Origin of the sequence: Acaryochloris sp. IP29b_bin.148, assembly GCF_028285565.1 — a bacterium.
In the GTDB taxonomy this organism is placed as follows: Bacteria; Cyanobacteriota; Cyanobacteriia; order Thermosynechococcales; family Thermosynechococcaceae; genus Acaryochloris.
Genome location: NZ_JANQOY010000012.1, coordinates 17672 through 34325, shown reverse-complemented (window position 1 = coordinate 34325; position 16654 = coordinate 17672). Strand labels below are relative to the sequence as shown.

The window sequence follows — 16654 nt, the reverse complement described above, 5'->3', positions numbered from 1 at the left end:
AAACTAAAGACCCTAAATTTAGGCTGTGACTAATTCAGGTTCAGGTCGCTTGCTATTGCGTATAGCTTTGATCGTTTCAGCATAGTCATCCGCCTTGAACACTGCCGAACCAGCCACAATTGCGTTGGCTCCTGCTTCGAGAACTTGCCAAGTATTGTTCGCTTTCAAGCCTCCATCCACTTCAATCCAGGGATCTAATCCGCGCTCATCACACATTTGGCGCAACTTGCGAATCTTGGGTAGAACTCCAGGAATAAAGCTTTGCCCCCCAAAACCGGGGTTAACGCTCATAATCAATACGAGGTCACAAAGTTCTAAAACGTACTCAATCTGTTCAAGAGAAGTACCGGGATTCAAAACGACCCCTGCCATTTTGCCTAATTCCTTAATTTGACCTAAGGCTCGATGTAAGTGAGTTGTGGCACTGGCTTCGGCATGAACAGAAATGATATCGGCCCCTGCTTTGGCAAAGTCAGCAACGTATCGTTCTGGTTCCACAATCATCAAATGAACATCCAATGGCTTTTGGGTCACGGGGCGCAATGCATCGACAATTAAGGGACCAATGGTGATGTTGGGAACAAAACGACCATCCATGACATCTACATGAATCCAGTCAGCCCCAGCTTGATCGACAGCTCGAACCTCCTCCCCTAAACGGCTAAAGTCCGCAGAAAGGATAGATGGAGAGATAACGGTCGACTTGGGTGAAGAAGATAGAGTCATGGTAAAAGATCCGGTTATGACGACTGCTTAGAGAGACAAAGTGGAAAACTTGAGCACTTTTGCAGTAACCAGTTTAACAAAATCTTCAACTTTGACCTACCCTCAATACTGAATCAAACTCCAGTGTCATCCGTTCAGAGCGGAATGGGCTAAGCATAAGCCTGTTGGGCCAGGTGGATCGCTTTCCGACGGGCTTCAATAATTTCATCCATCTCGCGAGCCAGTTGGGGCGTGCGATCGATGATCACCTGCATCGCTTCTATTTCTAAGATCATCACGTCGACATCACTCAAGGCAACCACCGAATTCGAGCTGGGTTCTTGTGATAGCAGAGCGGTTGCACCGAAAAAGTCTCCTTTGGACAGCGTTAATACCTCTTGTTCACGATTCGCATAATTGAGCACCTTCATCTGCACTTGTCCTGCCAGTAAGAAGTGCAGTTTGACCTCTTCTTGGCCTTGGTAAAGAATCCGCTCGCCTTGGCCAAAGGACTTAAACTCAGCATTGGTGACCAGTTGCTCCAAAATCTCTGAGCGGGTGGCGATGAAACAAGGGAGCGATCGCAACTCTTCTACCACCCGACGATTACTCCCATTCAACTCTTCCCTGGGCGGTCGCTCATGAATCAGGGTACGAATCGGAAATGGAATCGTTAAGTGATGACGCTGAGCCGCATACCAAATCCGGGTCATAAAGGCATCTCGGATTTGGGGAACCCGCTCATAGTCCCGTAAATACAGCCTTATATAATAATTAATCGATGAGTCAGCATAGGCAGTTGTCTGAATCACAGGTTCTGGATCAGACAAAACACCCGGCGTCTCTAGCGCTGCTTGCCTGAGAACACGCTTGACTTTATTCGGCGGATCATTATAAGAGAACCCTACTTCCATTGGTTCCCCATGCAAGGGTTGGGGACGGCGGTAGTTGTAAAACACTTCCTTTGCTAACACGGAATTGGGCACAATCAACATTTCCTGGTCACGGGTAATTAAATGGACCGCCCGCCAGTTAATTTCGATCACCTTACCCACAGTGTCCCCAAACTTGAGCCAATCCCCGATCACAAACGGTCGCCCAAACAGGAGCGCAATCCCTGAGAATAAATTACCTAGCGTATCTTGGAGGGCTAAACCAATGACAATCGAGCTCACCCCCAGCGCCGTTAACAATCCGCCTAAATCTGTTTTCCAGACGAGAGACAGAACAAAAGCCGTCCCAATCAGAATCAGGAAAAATCGAGTTAAGTCTCTGAGTAACTTCGGCACCTGAGCCTGCCAGGTATTTCCCCCCGCCTCTACAAATAGCAATACATTGACAAAGGACAAAGCAGCATGGATCAAAGAGACCCAAAGCGACGTCTGTAGTAAGCGAAGGGCTGTTTGCTCGGTATCTAACCCAATAATTTTCGTTAGCACAATAAACGCAACGAAAATGGGTAATACCAGATTTCGTAAAATCCTCAGCGTATGGACAAGAGGTTTCCCTTGCTTTTGCAAATACACGATGGATTCATTTAAGACCAGCATCAGGAAGGGGAAACCCACCATAAGCCCGCAGCTCCAGAGAAACCACGGTTGCTGAAAAAGAGATGGAGTCATACTTGCGCGGATAAGACGTCAAAAAAGAGGTACAGCAGCCAAGGGGCTAGATCTTGAGCAACCAAGCAGGTAGTTTATGCTCATCGCTAATTTCTACCTCGCGGCCATTGTCAAACTCGTAAATATCTCCAAGCTGATCGTAAACAGACTGGCTCACTTGGACCGTATCGCCCTCACCCGCAGTTTGCATCCGATGAGCAATATTGACCGTATCTCCCCACAGGTCATAAATAAATTTGCTGCGACCGACAATCCCAGCCACAACAGACCCTGAATTAATCCCCACACGAGCATGCAAAGCCGTCTGGTGGGTTTGATTAAAACGCTGCACAAGCCGAGTAATTTCGATGCCGAAGTCCATAATCCGCTTGGTATGGTCTAGTCGAGGAACAGACAGACCACAGACCGCCATATACCCACTACCAATGGTTTTGATCTTTTCCACCCCATAGCGTTCAGCAGCTTCATCAAAGGCCCGCACCAACTCATTCAATAAAGCCACAATTTCATTAGCAGGCAATACTTCTGATAAGTCTGTAAACCCAATTAGATCGGCAAAGAGTACCGTGACATTGGCATAGCTATCCGCAATTTGTTCTTCACCACTTTTAAGGCGCTGAGCAACGGGATCAGGCAGAATGCAAGAGAGTAATTGAGCATTTTCCTGGCTTTGATTTTCTAAAAGCTGGGCTTTCTGGGATAAATTCGCGACCATCTGATTAAAGCAAACGGCCAAATCATAGAACTCGTCCTGAGAATTCACGGTAACCGTCACATCTGTCTCGCCTTCGCCAAGCCGATGGAAACCAGCCATCAACGATTGAATCGGTTTAACAAACAAACGAGAGAGGAAGAGGGCCAAGACTGTAATCAATAGGATTAAGATGGCGGTAGAAATCAGCACCTGTTTCTGCAGTTCAGTGATAGGCGCAAAGGCTTCTTCAGCATCCATCTCAGCGAGGATAGCCCAATCGGAACCCTCTACTTGCAGGGGGCCATAGGAACTCAATACCGCAACGCCACGATAGTCATCGATAATATCAATGCCAGAATTGCCTAGCAGTGCCCGCTGGGCGGCAGTCGTTTTGACTTCCTGTTCCAAAATTGAATTTTTCTGCCGTCGCATCCGTTCCACTTTTGTGGGTTCGACACCCTTTTGAATTAAGGTTCGGAAATAATCAGGAGAATTCTCCAATAAGAAGCGCGAATTGGATCGCAAGAGAGAATCAGCCCCCACTAAGTAGGTTTCACCACTTTTCCCCAATCCCATCTCTTGCCACCGTTGACCATTGGTCATCACTTGGTCAATGTCACTGATATTAATTTGCAGTGCCATGACGCCAATCAACGTGCCCCCCTCAAATAAGGGACTAGCAACGATTGCTGCCGGTTGATTATGAGAAGGACGATAAGGTTCAAAATCGGTGAACGTGACGAAATTAGGTTCTCCCTCTTGGATCACTTTACGAAAGGCTTGGGCTAAAACACTTTGAGAATAAGGACCCGAGGCTAAATCGGTACCAAAATCCACTCCTTTATAGGCGCTATAGATCACTTTCTCTGTTTCAGGATCGATTAGAAAAAGATCTTCATAGGCAAATTCTGACACTAACGATCGAAACGCAGGATGATATTGCCGATGGACTTGGGTATAGTTGCTCCCGTCTCCTGGGTCATCTATTTTGACTTTTTGGTCAAAGTCGGGCGTCTTGATCGTGTAGTGATATTGCAAGTAGCTACCACTATTAGCAAGGGGTAAATAAGTCTGAACCTGGGGTTCTCCCTCAATATTGGCCGCTAAGGGGCGAATAAATTCCTGCTGATAATAGGTCTGAATGGCCTGTTGCCATTGGCTCGGAATTTTTTGGCTATTTAACGCTTTATGAGCTTGCTTAAAGGCTTGCATAGCCTCTTTGGTGGTAGGGTCATCGCTCACAAAGCGGACTTGGCGATTGAGTTGATTAAAAAATGAGCGCACCTCATAGCTCTTAGTTGTCCGTAAACTGGTGAGCTGGTGAAAAATCCGGCGAGTTAAAGCCGCTTTGCCCCTGTTATAGCCAATCAGGGCAATGACTAATATAGAGCTAACACTGACCCCCAACAGCATTAAGGTCAGCTTGGATTGAATACTTAATTTCTTCAGCACTCGTTGGATCTTCCTCAGACAATTGGTCAATGTCTTACACTTGGCTTGTTTTTACCATGCTTCGTAGCGTTTATAGCTGGTAAATCTTGGTTTTTACAACAGCGAGAGACAAGTTGAAGCTCAAGTCTGACATCAGGGAATTATTAAGGTGACCTCCATCCGCTTGAAATGTCAGTTTGGCAATCTAAGTTTTCCATGCTTTAAAGCCAGGAATGTCATGGCTATCTCTGGTGTAGTACTGGAGAATAGGACATCTTGGCGGACTACCATCGCTCTCTTTCATCAGAGGGAAGTCTTTAAGACTTTATGTATCTTTACCTAAAAAGGATTTAATCTGTACTTTCTTATACTATATTTAAGTTAAGAAAAGATAATCTTAAGCACTGTTGCCAGACAGCTTGTTTTGGGCTGCAAATTTAGGGTTGGGGAAGTGCCAAAAACGTTTAAAAAAGCTAGATTTGCAATGGCTTAAGGGTATTTAGAACACAGTTTTGGAGTTGTGAGGACAACGCGACGTGATGCAGCAACAATTCATGTCATCTCCCCCATCTGTCAATCGTGCACTGCAACGGTACAACGCTCGTGAGATCGCAGCCTACTACCGCTGGCGTCCCTGGAAAGCATTATGGCGTTTACTTTACATTATTTGGTCCTTCGGCGGCTTTGTCTGGGGACTGCTATGGGACCGATGGACGAATTCCAGTGCAGCCCATTCTCCTCAACGGGCCATTCAAATTAGGCAAATTCTGACCCGTTTGGGTCCTACCTTCATCAAGGTCGGCCAAGCTTTATCTACACGTCCTGACTTGATTTCGAAGGAATTCTTGGCAGAGCTGATGTTGCTCCAAGATCAACTGCCTCCTTTCCCCAACGACAAAGCCTTTGCCCTGATTGAATCTGAACTGCGGCAGCCTGCTCGTGACGTCTATCAAGAAATCTCTGCAAAACCTGTCGCAGCAGCCAGTTTAGGCCAGGTTTATCGAGGTCGGCTATTCACAGGAGAAGAGGTAGCCATCAAGGTCCAGCGCCCCAATCTGAAGCCGAAGCTAACGTTAGATCTCTATCTAATGCGGCTGATGGCTGCTTGGTTTGGCCGTTTCTTGCCTCTCAATCTCGGCCATGATTTAACGCTGATTGTGGATGAGTTTGGCACCAAACTCTTTGAAGAGATTGACTATATCAATGAAGGGCAAAATGCCGAGCGGTTTGCAACCAACTTCCAAGAGTATCCTGCTGTCGAAGTGCCTAAGATTCACTGGGCCTACAGTAGCACAAGGGTCTTGACCCTTCAGTGGATTAATGGTTTTAAGTTGACCGATAGTCAATGTGCCGTTGAGGCCAATATGGACCCAGATCGCCTAGTGCAGATTGGGGTGATTTCCAGTTTGCGTCAGCTCTTAGAGTTTGGATTTTTCCACGCTGATCCTCATCCTGGCAACCTATTTGCCACCTCCCAAGGCAGTATGGCCTATGTGGACTTTGGCATGATGGATCAGCTGGATCAAACGACTAAGAATACCTTGGTCGATGCGGTCGTCCATTTGGTTAACAAAGACTATGAACTGCTGGCGGCTGATTTTGTGAAACTGGGTTTTCTGACGCCGGAAACGGATATCCGCCCGATTATTCCAGCTTTGGAAGATGTGTTTGATGACATCATTGGGGCCAAGGTGGGAGATTTCAACTTCAAAACCATTACGGATCGGTTCTCGGAGTTAATGTATGACTATCCCTTTCGGGTACCGGCTAAGTTTGCGCTGATTATCCGTTCCTTAGTGACGCAAGAAGGGGTGGCCCTTTGCCTGAATCCCGACTTCAAGATTCTTGAGGTCAGTTATCCCTACGTAGCTCAGCGCTTGCTAGCGGGAGAAACGCCCGAATTTCAGCGTCGCCTCCTGGAAGTACTGTTTAAGGATGGCAAATTCCAATGGCAGCGTCTGGAAAATCTGATTGCGATCGCACAAACGGATCAAAGCTTTGATCTCCTCCCCACGGCTCGCTTAGGCATGCAGTTTCTCATGTCTGATGAGGGAGCTTATTTACGCCGTCAAGTGGTTTTGGCTTTGATTGAAGACGATCGACTTCATACCGAAGAAATCGAGCGGCTGTGGCACTTAATTAAAGATGATTTACAGCCTGGAAAACTGTTTGATGTTGCCTTAGGGGCTTTAGCTGACTTTTCAGAATCAAATCTTCCCGAATGGTTACCGATTCCTAACCTATCAGCATCCTAACGTCTCTTATCTCCCACTGCACGTTTCACTTCGATAGGAACCACTGAAAAGCGGCAATCAGTTAGCAGTTCAAGCAGACTGCACACCCTCGGGATCTTTCTGTAAATCTATAACCTTGACTGCATTGATGTGTTTTTCAGTGTAATCATCCCCACCTATAATCGTCTACCCATCTTGCAGAAATGCTTGCATGCCCTTTCCTACCAAGCGTTAGCGGCTCATCATACCTATGAAGTGATTGTGGTTGATGATGGGTCGACGGATGATACCGTTGCCTGGTTACAACACCAGGCATGGCCCGTTCGCTATATCTGCCAAGCCCACCAAGGAGCAGCCATCGCTCGGAATTTAGGGATTCAGGCATCCCAGGGCGATACCTTCGTATTTATTGATAGTGATTTAGTCGTTACTGAGCAGTTTTTGCAAGCCCATGCCCACGGATTAGAACAAGCCCAACACCGGTTGAGGCATGATCGTCTGTTTTCCTATGGTCGTGTTATTCAAACTTGTAATTTTGAGACCCCAACTGCCGAACCCTATAAAATCACTGACTTTTCAGCCGCATATTTTGCCACAGGCAATGTGGCGATCACTCGGCACTGGTTAGACGTTGCAGGTGGCTTTGATCCCAGGTTCAAGGAATATGGCTGGGAAGATTTGGAATTAGGAATGCGTCTGAAAAGACTTGGTTTAGTCTTAGTCAAAACCCCAAAGGCAGTAGGCTATCACTGGCATCCACCCTTTTCCCTAGACCAACTTCCTCAGTTAATTGAACAGGAGCAACAGCGGGGCCGCATGGGCATGCAATTTTACTTAAAACACCCGACAGCTCCAGTAAGGCGAATGATCCAAATGACGCTTGGGCACCGCCTCCTCTGGGGAATGCTCACTGCTAATGGCTGGTTAAACGAACACACCCTATCCTCCCTATTACAATTTTTGATCAATCGTCATCATTCGCAGATGGCCTTAGGCATTGCCCGGATTTTTCTCAACTGGTATCAGGTGCAGAGTGCTTATGCGGCCTACATGCAGCTCATCAACAGGGATGTTAGCGACAATGGATGACATCAGAGAAGGGGGACTGATAGAGAAATGGGGAACTCTGGGTATATAGATCAATACTTACCCTAATGCTATGGCTACTTCTGGTGCTGATATCCTCCAAAGATACGCTCAAGGTGACCGCTCCTTTGTTGGGATTAACCTAGAGGCCAGTAATCTCAGCTTGCAAGATCTAACTCATGCCTCATTTGCTAAAGCTAATCTCAGCCATGCTATTTTGCATGGGGCTACCTTGATTGGTACCTCCTTTCATCAAGCCAACTTGCAGGCATCCGGATTCATTGCAGGCGACTTAGCAGGGGCAAACTTAAAAGACGCGAACCTCAGCAATGCTCTATTCAGTAACTCCAATTTGACGGGCGCCGATCTTCGGGGGGCTAATTTATATCAAGCCGTCTTTGCCAATGCCAGTTTGCGAGGAGCCAATCTCCGAGGGGCTAACTTACAAAAGGCTGATTTGCGAGAAGCCGACCTAACAGGCGCTGATTTATCTGGAGCTCAAGTAAATCTCCAATCTTTAGAGGACGCGATCTTAGCAGATACGGTCCTTCCCGATGGCCGGATCGTCAGTTTTGCGCAAGAGTAGACTGGCTTTCTTATCACAGATAATATTGCCATCATCGCGGACTGGGGAAGAGATACGATCGCCAACACCAGGCCCTCGCTAATCCTTACCGCAGAAAACTATCTACCAACCACAACATCACAAACATCACACAGCTCAAGATTGATTCAGGCTTCACAGGGTCTGTTTGCAAGCCCGTTTGGAGTAATGCTGAACCCACCAGTGCCCCAACAGCTAAAGCAGCCACTGTTAGCAAAAAGGCTCGTCCCAATTTTTGTTCTTTACGATTCAGCCAATACAGGCTAAAACCGACCCCTAAGGCCAACAGAAAGGCTAGGGTGTCTACAGATTGAGAGAACAGCGCAAATCCTGCCAAAGCGGTGTAGCAAGCTCCGACAATCGTCACTTCCTGTAAATCGGGCTGATCGAGGGATTGTTGGACCCAATTAGAAGAGGAGTTGAGCTGCGGCATACTCAGCTTGGGTGGCTTTTTCTCCGCCAAACGCTCTGCAAAGCGAATCCCTTCTGGCACTTTAATTTTGCCCTCTTGTCGCTTGCGCAATCGATCCATGAGCACGGAGTCATAGGCAGCTTCTACAGTCTGCCGGCATTTTTCGTCCTCTGGATGCATTTGGATGATGCGATCGCGGGCAGTCTGGATATCTTCGAAAGAAGCATTCTCTGCAACTTCCAGGATTTCATAAGGATTTTGCTCACTCATGCGTTTTTCTTCCATTGCCCTAACAACTTCAGCCAACTCATTCTGGGGTATATTTCAGAGCGCTTGGTTAAGCCACCCTGATTGAGTCTGCAATTTTAACAGATCTACCCTTCCACCCTAATATGCTTGATTTACTCTTGCACACAACTTTCAGATTCTTTTCTAACTCCAGAGGTAAAAGTCTGGCATCTAGCGCTAAAACTTAACATTTTGTATTAGAAAGGAGCTTCATCCTCATTCACGTTAGATTGCAAAAAATCCAGAAATTCTAGCAGTTCTTGATCTGTGAGGTGCTGCCGCGATCGCTTATTGTAAGTCTGCTGCAAATGCCGACGGCCTTGGGTACTCGTCCATCCTAATCGTTTTAATTCCACATCAGTCTGAGCAATGATATCCGACAAATCGATCGGCGATTTCGCAGCGGGTGCAGCTTGAGCCGCTTTACGCTTTGGAGACGTCGATTTCGTCTTTCCCCGACGACTCCCATTTGTTGATCGTTGCTGAGCAACTGGTTCATTCTCAAATTCGGGTATAGACATCTCAGGTAGCAAGCCAGGATCAGCCCCCTCCCAATTTGCTTCAGCCGCTAGGGCGCGCTGGGCAACATCTTGCAGATCCACTGATGAAGAAGCAGGCTGGAGCCGAGCCGGATCTTGGTTGCCCATTAAATGGGCCTGTGATTCAAAGGGAGACGGCTCTAGTCCCAAAGTCACCAAGGCTCGCACCCGTGCATGGTCCTCCGCTTCCTCCACCGTTGAAGCAGCAGACAATCCAGTCGCTAACGTTGTTTCTCCCACTTGAACCAGAGCACGGACAATATAATGATCCGGCTCCGCTTTCAATAATTCAGATATAAGACTCCCCGTCGGATATTGAGCCCGAAACTGCGAGTACATAAAATGCCTCCCAGCAATCATGTCGATCGAGTGAACATTAGGGCGGGCATAGAAGATAACTCTATAGACAACCGTTAACCCTGCATCTTTTCCCATCCATTATGTACAGGATTGGAGCAGAATGTGCTTTGAATAACTAACACATTTTCAGATTTTGCCTAGACTCTAATATTAGGTGATTCTTTGACCCATAATCGCTAGACTTGCCTGGAACCGAGCACGGGTCAGTTTCCCCCTATTGAATGGGCAGTTTTTGCCACTCTTAGACTGAGTGGGCAAAACCAGCATCAGCTCAAGGATCGTAGATCATGGAAAGCATTAATTTACCGTTTTTTTCCTGTATCTCCACAATATGGACTGCGGATTAGACTGGATCCCTTAAGACGATAAAAATCTATCGTAAGCTTTTAGCAAAAGATTTAAATTAAAAAAATAATCAGTATATAACCCAAAAATGTTCATTCAATCCTCCTGGCCCAAAGTGACTAAACCGATCAGAAGTCAGTTTGAGCGGCAAGTGCAAACCATTCAGAAAGATGTCTTACGAATGGGGACGTTGGTTGAGCAATCTTGCCGCTTGGCCCACACTGCCTTATTTAGTCGCAATTTATCGGTGGTCGATCCCCTCTCCAAGCAAGACAAGGAAATTGATCGACTGTACAAGCATATCGAAGTGCAATGCCTACAGTTAATTGCTCTCCAATCTCCAGTAGCCAGTGATTTAAGATTAATTGGCACTCTAATGCAGCTCGTGCGGGATTTAGAACGGATTGGGGACTATGCTGAAGATATTGGTGAAGTAGCAGTCAAACTGTTTCCTTATCCAGTAGCCACCTACATGTCTGAAATTGAGCGGATGTCAACCTTATGCCAAGACATGTTAGCCCTAAGTTTATCGGCGCTCACCGAATTAGATGCAGAGGTGGGCTTACAGGTCAAAGTTGAAGATGATACCGTTGATGATTGTTATGATCGCCTATACACCATCCTCGCGAGTCAATCGGCACCTAACACAACAGAGCCTTTATTGTTATCTATGCTTGTTATTCGGTCCTTAGAACGGATGGCAGACCATGCCACCAACATTGGTCAGAGAGTTGCATTTATCGTCACCGGGCAACGTTAGCGTTCAGCAATAGGCTCATCCTTCATTGTCTAAAGCATTTCGACTATATAGTTCTAATTTTGTTTGACAGCTGTTCCTCTGTAAGGAACGATCAATAGGGCATACAATATTCATAGGGCACTTTAGGTTTTCTCACACTCATGCCCGCATAGCACTGCAGTTTTGCCCATCTTCTGAACTTTATGCTGCAATCGCCAAAGGTTCAGCGAGGATCATCACAAACCTCGTTGGTTCGCAAATCTGCATATGTTACTCACTTAGGTTTGATAGACCCATTGCCTAAGGAATAACAATGCTGATGTGCTTGAGTTCGGGTTGCCTCAGCAGTTGAGTTCTTGCTGGATCCCAACAAGCGGACCATTCTAGGAGAGCTAATACTCTACGAATCATAGCTAGATAATCAAGCAAGACTGGCACTGATTAAGAAACCAAGCCCTAGCCACAATGAAGGACTAAAAATTGCATGGAATTCTCGATTAGCGCGCTACTGAATAATTTTGCAGAGGATAAGCTACTTGCTCCTAAAGCCTTAGAAAAAAAGCTAGATTGTCAAGCCATCAATAGTGCCCAACAGCTCCAAATTACGCTAGAGGCCCTAGAAAAAGTGGGCATCCTGACAAAGGAGCGGGGAAAGTATAAACGTCTCCCAGAAGAAGGTATCGTTGAAGGCAAACTTCGCTGCTCCAGCAAGGGATTCTGTTTTGCCATTCAAGATCAGGATGATACAGAAGACATTTATATTCGTGAAAGCCAGCTGAATACAGCGTGGAATGGCGATCGCGTTTTAGTCAAAGTCACAAAAGAAGGACGACGGCGGCGCAGTCCAGAAGGAGAAGTTCGGCTAATCTTAGAGCGATCAAATCCTTCCGTCATTGCCCGGGTTAAGAAAACGGAAGCTGGCGAATTTCGGGCCGTTCCCCTCGATGATCGACTGCTCTTTGAACTCGTGCTCCACCCCGAGCCAGAAGGGCCTGATCTAGAGGCAGCGATTGATCAGCTGGTGCATGTCGAGATTGTCCGTTATCCATTGGGACAATTGTCTCCCCTAGGGCGGGTGACCCAAGTCCTCGGGAGTGATGCCAAGTCTGCTGCTGATATCGAACTAGTGTTTTGTAAATATGATTTACCACGCTCGTTTCCCGGCACTGCCTTAGAAGCAGCAGAAGCACTCCCAAAGAAACTGAGAAAGGCCGATCAAAAGAAACGCTTAGCCCTTCAAGATATACCCACCGTTACGATCTGTGAGAATCTCCAACCCGCAGAAGACAATGGTAAACCCAATCCAAAGCAACTTGACCATGCCTTTTCTGTGGAGAAACTGAAAGGAAATCAGTGGCGAGTTGGGGTTCATGTCACCGACTTAGTTCATTACATCCCCTTAGAGTCTCCCCTTGACCGGCAAGCCAATCAACGCAGTGCCTCAATGTTCCTGGGAGATTCTACGCTTCCTCTTTACCCCGATGTGTGCATCGAGCGGATTGGTGCCCTGACCGCGGGGAAAGAACACTTAGCCATTTCCATCTTGATTACCCTCAATAAAAAGGGTGAGGTCCTGGAATTTGAGCTCCAACCCTCCGTTATACAGGTCGATCAGAACTTGGATTACGAGCAAGTGCAAGCCATCCTAGATGGGGACAGCACCCAGGGAAAGAGTCTTTCAGACGCTATCGGTCATCTCCATCAAATGAGCGAAGCGATCCGACAACATCGATATGAGCGCGGTAGTTTTGATCTCCATTTACCCGCACCGCCACCGCAAATCATTGGTGATGAAGGCGATTTAGGGGCTGTTATTGTGTCGGCCCCAGTCCCAGCCCACAGTATGGTGGCCGATCTTTTAGCGCTTGCCAACCATCTTGTCATTTCTCACCTGCAAGCCTTGGCCGTCCCCGTCATTTACCAGATTCAGGCTCCTCCCGATGCTCAGGATCTACAAGATTTACTGAAACTAGCAGATAATATCCAGCTATCTCTAAGCTTGCAGCAAGGAGATACTGCTCAACCTCATGATTTTCAAACCTTTTGCCAGACCTTTCAAACTTCTGAGTTGTCTCCGATCCTTTTTGAACTCTTACAAGCGACCCTCAAACCCGTCCAGTACAGCACTGTATCCGGTCCCCATTTTGGCTTAGCGTTGGTTAATAACTACGGGCACTTCACCTCTCCTCTCAATCGCTACAGTGACTTAATCAATCAACGTGTCCTCCATGCGGTCTTTACCGAGGGTCGAGATCGCCGTACGTCCCGGGCCAAAGACCGAGTGAACCTTCGCCATAGCTCTTGTCATGGACAAATCAGTTGGAATGTTCTGCCCCCAGAGAGCCAGCGGGATTTAGAGGCACTAATCACGAACGCAATTCCCACGCTGAATGAACAAGCAACCCTGGCTCGACAAACCTCCCAAGACTTAACCGGATTACAGAAAACGAAGAAAATGCAAGCCCATACTGGGGAGGTCTTACAAGGGATCATTACTGGGATTCAATCCTATGGGTTCTTTGTCCGCATTGAAACGTTAATGGTCGAAGGATTGGTCCATGTTAGTTCTCTTAAGGATGACTGGTATGAGTATCGGTCTCGTCAACAGACCTTAGTCGGCCGTAAGAACCGCTGTCAGTATCGGCTGGGCGATCGCGTTGAAGTGGAAGTTAAAAGTGTTGATTACTACCGCCAGCAAATTGATTTAATTGTCGTCGGCGGAGGGAGTGAAGCCCCAGCAGACGAGGAGACACCCACTCCCCCAGATGAAGCAGGCGATGCTCAGCCAACCGATGATTCAGAAGAATCAGCCGATGGCTAAAGTATCTCACGGTTATGGGACACACCTTAGTCAGCCAAGAACAGTCATGAATGCCATAGAATTTTTTCAGATGAGTGAAGGGATATGGCGTTCCCATCGGATCACGCATCATCTATTACTGAGGCGATCAGAATCTGGCAACACAGAAATCGAAGTCAAGGTTTTAGCACCTGACGATCCGAAGGTGATTGAAATTTGTCAATTACATACTGTGCAGCCGGAGCAGGCCATTGGTGGCTGTTTTGTCCAGTGGAAAGGCACAATGGCTTGGGATCGCGACGAGGAGGACACCCATCAGGGATCAACGGTATTTGTCCTCGTCCCAGACAATAGGCACTCAGGCCAGCTGTTGCGTGAACGCGGCTACGCAGAAAATATTCCTGTGATCGGCCAATATCAGGTGGATGCCCACAACGGATTAGTCCTAACCACTGAATATGACACGATGAGTTCTCAAGAACGGTTTTGGTTTGCAAATCCCAACCTACGGCTGCGAACCACAACGGTAAAAAGTTTGGGTGGGTTTAACACCACTTCTTTCTGTGCAGAATCCAAGCTATCGGCGCTGACGCCACCTTCCTCACCCGCCACAACGGCCGATGCCCTTATTCCTGCACACTCTTGGCTGGGGTGGTAGCTAACTCGAAATCCCCAACGAGTCCACCTCTTCCACATTGTCAAGGTCTACATCTGAAGTGTTCTTAGCTAAATCTTCACGATAGATATTGAGGTCAAACCAAAAGGTCGTACCGACCCCCGCTTCACTGACCAGATTAACGCTGGCGTGGTGTTTATCTAGAATATTTCTGACAATGGAGAGACCTAGCCCTGTGCCTTCTAAAGTATGTACCCGATTTTCCACGCGATAAAAACGATCAAAAATCGCAGCTTGATCATCAGGTTCAATGCCAATGCCCGTATCGGCAACCTCTACTCGAATTTGACTGGCACGATGCTCCAGCAGAGGATAGGCCCGAATCACCACTTTCCCTCCCTTGAGCGTAAATTTCAGAGCGTTGCCAATCAGATTGGTGAGCACTTGCAGGAGTAGATCATAATTTCCCCAGATGGGAGAGAGGTTGGCCTGAATTTCATGACTGAGTTCGATGCCTTGATCGCGAGCAGTGAGTTGATAGGTGCGTAAGGTTTGTTCAACGGGTTGGAGTAAGTCAACGGCTTCAAACCGATATTGTTTACCGGATTCCAGCCGTGAGAGATCTAAAACGTCGTTCACCAAACGGGTGAGGCGATCGGTTTCCCGATTCGCGGTATCCAAAAACTCCTGACGATCTTCGGTACTGAGATCATCACCATAATCATGCAGGGTTTCAATAAACGATTTGATATTAAAGAGGGGGGTTCTCAACTCATGGGAAATATTGCTAATAAATTGGCTCTTGGCCTCATTTAGCTCAACTTCGCGGGTAATATCTTGAACCGTCATCGCAATACCCTTGACCTTTTCGCGCTGCTGATCCAAAACCGTCGTGAGCAGAATCCGAACCGTTCTGGGCGTTGGGCCTGCTAGCGTAATCCGAAACTCACTGCCTTCTCGACCTGCAGCACTTTGGTAGAGAGGACGGGTCAGCTCAATTTGGACCGATTCGGGCAGCCGGTTGAGAACATTCTGCCCCACCACCTCACTATCCCAATTAAAGAGGCGGCGGGCCGTGGGATTGGCCAGAATAACTGCTAGGTCCGTATCCAACAACACGGCTCCATCTGCGATAGTGGAGACGAGCGTTTCTAATTTCGCCTTTTGGGCCGTCAACTCTTCAATATTCTGTTCCTGATAACGCTCTAAGCGTTCAGCCATATCGTTAAAGCTGAAAATAAGGTCACCCAATTCCCCGCCAAAGGGCAGATCCACTCGCTTCTTAAAGTTGCCAGAGGCGATCGTCTTCACCCCAAGCACTAACTCTTTAATCGGATTAGTGATGATCAGAGCATTAAAGACGGCCCCCAAGATCACCATCACCCAAATGGTAATAAAGACCGCAATGGTGACGTCTCGAGTCAAGTGGGATGAGGTGACCACTGCCGGATTGGGATTAATGCCAATGGCTAGCACTCCCAGGTATTGATCCTCTTGCAACAGTGGGACAAAGACATCGGTCACTTCCCCATCAGGAGTGGCATGCTCTCGGACCATGACTGACCCGGAGGTGGGTGAAAAGTTATCCGGTAGCTGCATTAACCGTCTTAAGGTCAAGGAGCTGTTAACCTGGGTTTCGGAATACGGGATACCGTAATAAATGCTGCCTTCCTCGTCTGCATAGATCATGTAGCGAATGCTAGAGGTGCGGCTGTAAAATTCCCGAGAGAGTTTGGCTAGATCCCCATAGTTATGATCCGCTACTAACGGCGCTACATTGGCGGATAAGAGCAGTCCCAGGTCTCGGCCAAAGCGGTTGTCCTGTAAACGAGCATCTTGCTGAATACTATTCACGGCCCAGAAGGTTAAGGCACTCATCAGCAACGAGACGACGAGGGTCGCTGCCACCATCAGCCGGGTTTGAATATTAGAATCGGCCCACCAACTGACAATAACTTTTCTGAGCTTTTCAAAAAAGAGCTGCATCAAACATAGAACCTAAATGAACTTAAAAACATCATGGATATGGCCAGTTCATTCATCCATTCCCAAGGAGTGCTGAAAGGATTTAGCCTCATTCCTTATTTTGGCATGATCTGAAAACATCAGGCTCAACGATGGCAGGAACGCAGGTGGGCCAAGGGTTTTTAGATCCTACGAGAGAGAATCTCATGTCTAG

12 protein-coding genes are annotated in these 16654 nt (G+C 47.4%); 6 read left to right on the top strand and 6 right to left on the bottom strand.

Annotated features, from left to right (window positions below; all coding sequences use genetic code 11):
• Positions 1-18: 18 nt before the first annotated feature.
• From rpe to Q0986_RS01175, 3 genes are all read right to left on the bottom strand, one after another.
• Positions 19-726, bottom strand: a complete 708-nt coding sequence (gene rpe, locus Q0986_RS01185) for a ribulose-phosphate 3-epimerase (RefSeq protein ID WP_299402512.1) — start codon at positions 724-726, stop codon at positions 19-21.
• Between the two features lie 149 nt (positions 727-875).
• A complete protein-coding gene (locus Q0986_RS01180; protein WP_299402510.1) occupies positions 876-2327 on the bottom strand; it encodes a mechanosensitive ion channel family protein in 1452 nt (483 codons plus the stop codon).
• A gap of 46 nt (positions 2328-2373) precedes the next feature.
• Positions 2374-4473: an adenylate/guanylate cyclase domain-containing protein gene (locus Q0986_RS01175; RefSeq protein WP_299402508.1), complete on the bottom strand. Its 2100-nt coding sequence runs from the start codon at positions 4471-4473 to the stop codon at positions 2374-2376.
• A 518-nt stretch (positions 4474-4991) separates the two neighbouring features.
• Between Q0986_RS01175 and Q0986_RS01170 the strand changes: the two genes are divergently transcribed.
• The 3 genes from Q0986_RS01170 to Q0986_RS01160 all read left to right on the top strand — a co-directional run bounded on the left by Q0986_RS01170 (position 4992) and on the right by Q0986_RS01160 (position 8358).
• Positions 4992-6707 carry an AarF/ABC1/UbiB kinase family protein gene (locus Q0986_RS01170; protein ID WP_299402506.1) on the top strand — a complete coding sequence of 572 codons (1716 nt, stop codon included), beginning with the start codon at positions 4992-4994 and terminating at the stop codon, positions 6705-6707.
• A gap of 129 nt (positions 6708-6836) precedes the next feature.
• Positions 6837-7775 (top strand): glycosyltransferase, encoded by a 939-nt coding sequence (locus tag Q0986_RS01165; RefSeq protein ID WP_299402504.1) that lies wholly within the window; start codon positions 6837-6839, stop codon positions 7773-7775.
• A 70-nt stretch (positions 7776-7845) separates the two neighbouring features.
• Positions 7846-8358 carry a pentapeptide repeat-containing protein gene (locus tag Q0986_RS01160; RefSeq protein WP_299402502.1) on the top strand — a complete coding sequence of 171 codons (513 nt, stop codon included), beginning with the start codon at positions 7846-7848 and terminating at the stop codon, positions 8356-8358.
• 85 nt (positions 8359-8443) lie between these two features.
• On the opposite strand, the gene Q0986_RS01155 is transcribed toward Q0986_RS01160, so the two are convergent.
• Both Q0986_RS01155 and Q0986_RS01150 read right to left on the bottom strand, forming a co-directional pair.
• The gene (locus Q0986_RS01155) at positions 8444-9073 is read right to left on the bottom strand and encodes a CPP1-like family protein (protein ID WP_299402500.1); all 630 of its coding nucleotides are present in this window, start codon (positions 9071-9073) and stop codon (positions 8444-8446) included.
• Positions 9074-9273: 200 nt separating this feature from the next.
• Positions 9274-9954, bottom strand: a complete 681-nt coding sequence (locus Q0986_RS01150) for a hypothetical protein (protein ID WP_299402498.1) — start codon at positions 9952-9954, stop codon at positions 9274-9276.
• Between the two features lie 454 nt (positions 9955-10408).
• On the opposite strand from Q0986_RS01150, the gene phoU reads away from it, so the two are divergent.
• From phoU to Q0986_RS01135, 3 genes are all read left to right on the top strand, one after another.
• Positions 10409-11080: a phosphate signaling complex protein PhoU gene (phoU, locus tag Q0986_RS01145; RefSeq protein ID WP_299402496.1), complete on the top strand. Its 672-nt coding sequence runs from the start codon at positions 10409-10411 to the stop codon at positions 11078-11080.
• Positions 11081-11543: 463 nt separating this feature from the next.
• Positions 11544-13880, top strand: a complete 2337-nt coding sequence (locus Q0986_RS01140; protein WP_299402494.1) for a ribonuclease R family protein — start codon at positions 11544-11546, stop codon at positions 13878-13880.
• A complete protein-coding gene (locus Q0986_RS01135) occupies positions 13873-14517 on the top strand; it encodes a phycobiliprotein lyase (RefSeq protein WP_299402492.1) in 645 nt (214 codons plus the stop codon). The genes Q0986_RS01140 and Q0986_RS01135 overlap by 8 nt, the downstream gene beginning before the upstream one ends.
• Here the strand turns inward: Q0986_RS01135 and nblS are convergent, their stop codons facing one another.
• Positions 14518-16461, bottom strand: a complete 1944-nt coding sequence (gene nblS / locus Q0986_RS01130) for a two-component system sensor histidine kinase NblS (RefSeq protein WP_299402490.1) — start codon at positions 16459-16461, stop codon at positions 14518-14520.
• Positions 16462-16654: the final 193 nt, after the last annotated feature.

Bases quoted from the DNA above. Each gene is read 5' to 3' on its own strand.
- rpe (WP_299402512.1), bottom strand. From the start codon at position 726: ATGACTCTATCTTCTTCACCCAAGTCGACCGTTATCTCTCCATCTATC.
- Q0986_RS01180 (WP_299402510.1), bottom strand. From the start codon at position 2,327: ATGACTCCATCTCTTTTTCAGCAACCGTGGTTTCTCTGGAGCTGCGGG.
- Q0986_RS01170 (WP_299402506.1), top strand. From the start codon at position 4,992: ATGCAGCAACAATTCATGTCATCTCCCCCATCTGTCAATCGTGCACTG.
- Q0986_RS01160 (WP_299402502.1), top strand. From the start codon at position 7,846: ATGGCTACTTCTGGTGCTGATATCCTCCAAAGATACGCTCAAGGTGAC.
- Q0986_RS01155 (WP_299402500.1), bottom strand. From the start codon at position 9,073: ATGGAAGAAAAACGCATGAGTGAGCAAAATCCTTATGAAATCCTGGAA.
- Q0986_RS01150 (WP_299402498.1), bottom strand. From the start codon at position 9,954: ATGTACTCGCAGTTTCGGGCTCAATATCCGACGGGGAGTCTTATATCT.
- phoU (WP_299402496.1), top strand. From the start codon at position 10,409: ATGTTCATTCAATCCTCCTGGCCCAAAGTGACTAAACCGATCAGAAGT.
- Q0986_RS01140 (WP_299402494.1), top strand. From the start codon at position 11,544: ATGGAATTCTCGATTAGCGCGCTACTGAATAATTTTGCAGAGGATAAG.
- Q0986_RS01135 (WP_299402492.1), top strand. From the start codon at position 13,873: ATGGCTAAAGTATCTCACGGTTATGGGACACACCTTAGTCAGCCAAGA.
- nblS (WP_299402490.1), bottom strand. From the start codon at position 16,461: ATGCAGCTCTTTTTTGAAAAGCTCAGAAAAGTTATTGTCAGTTGGTGG.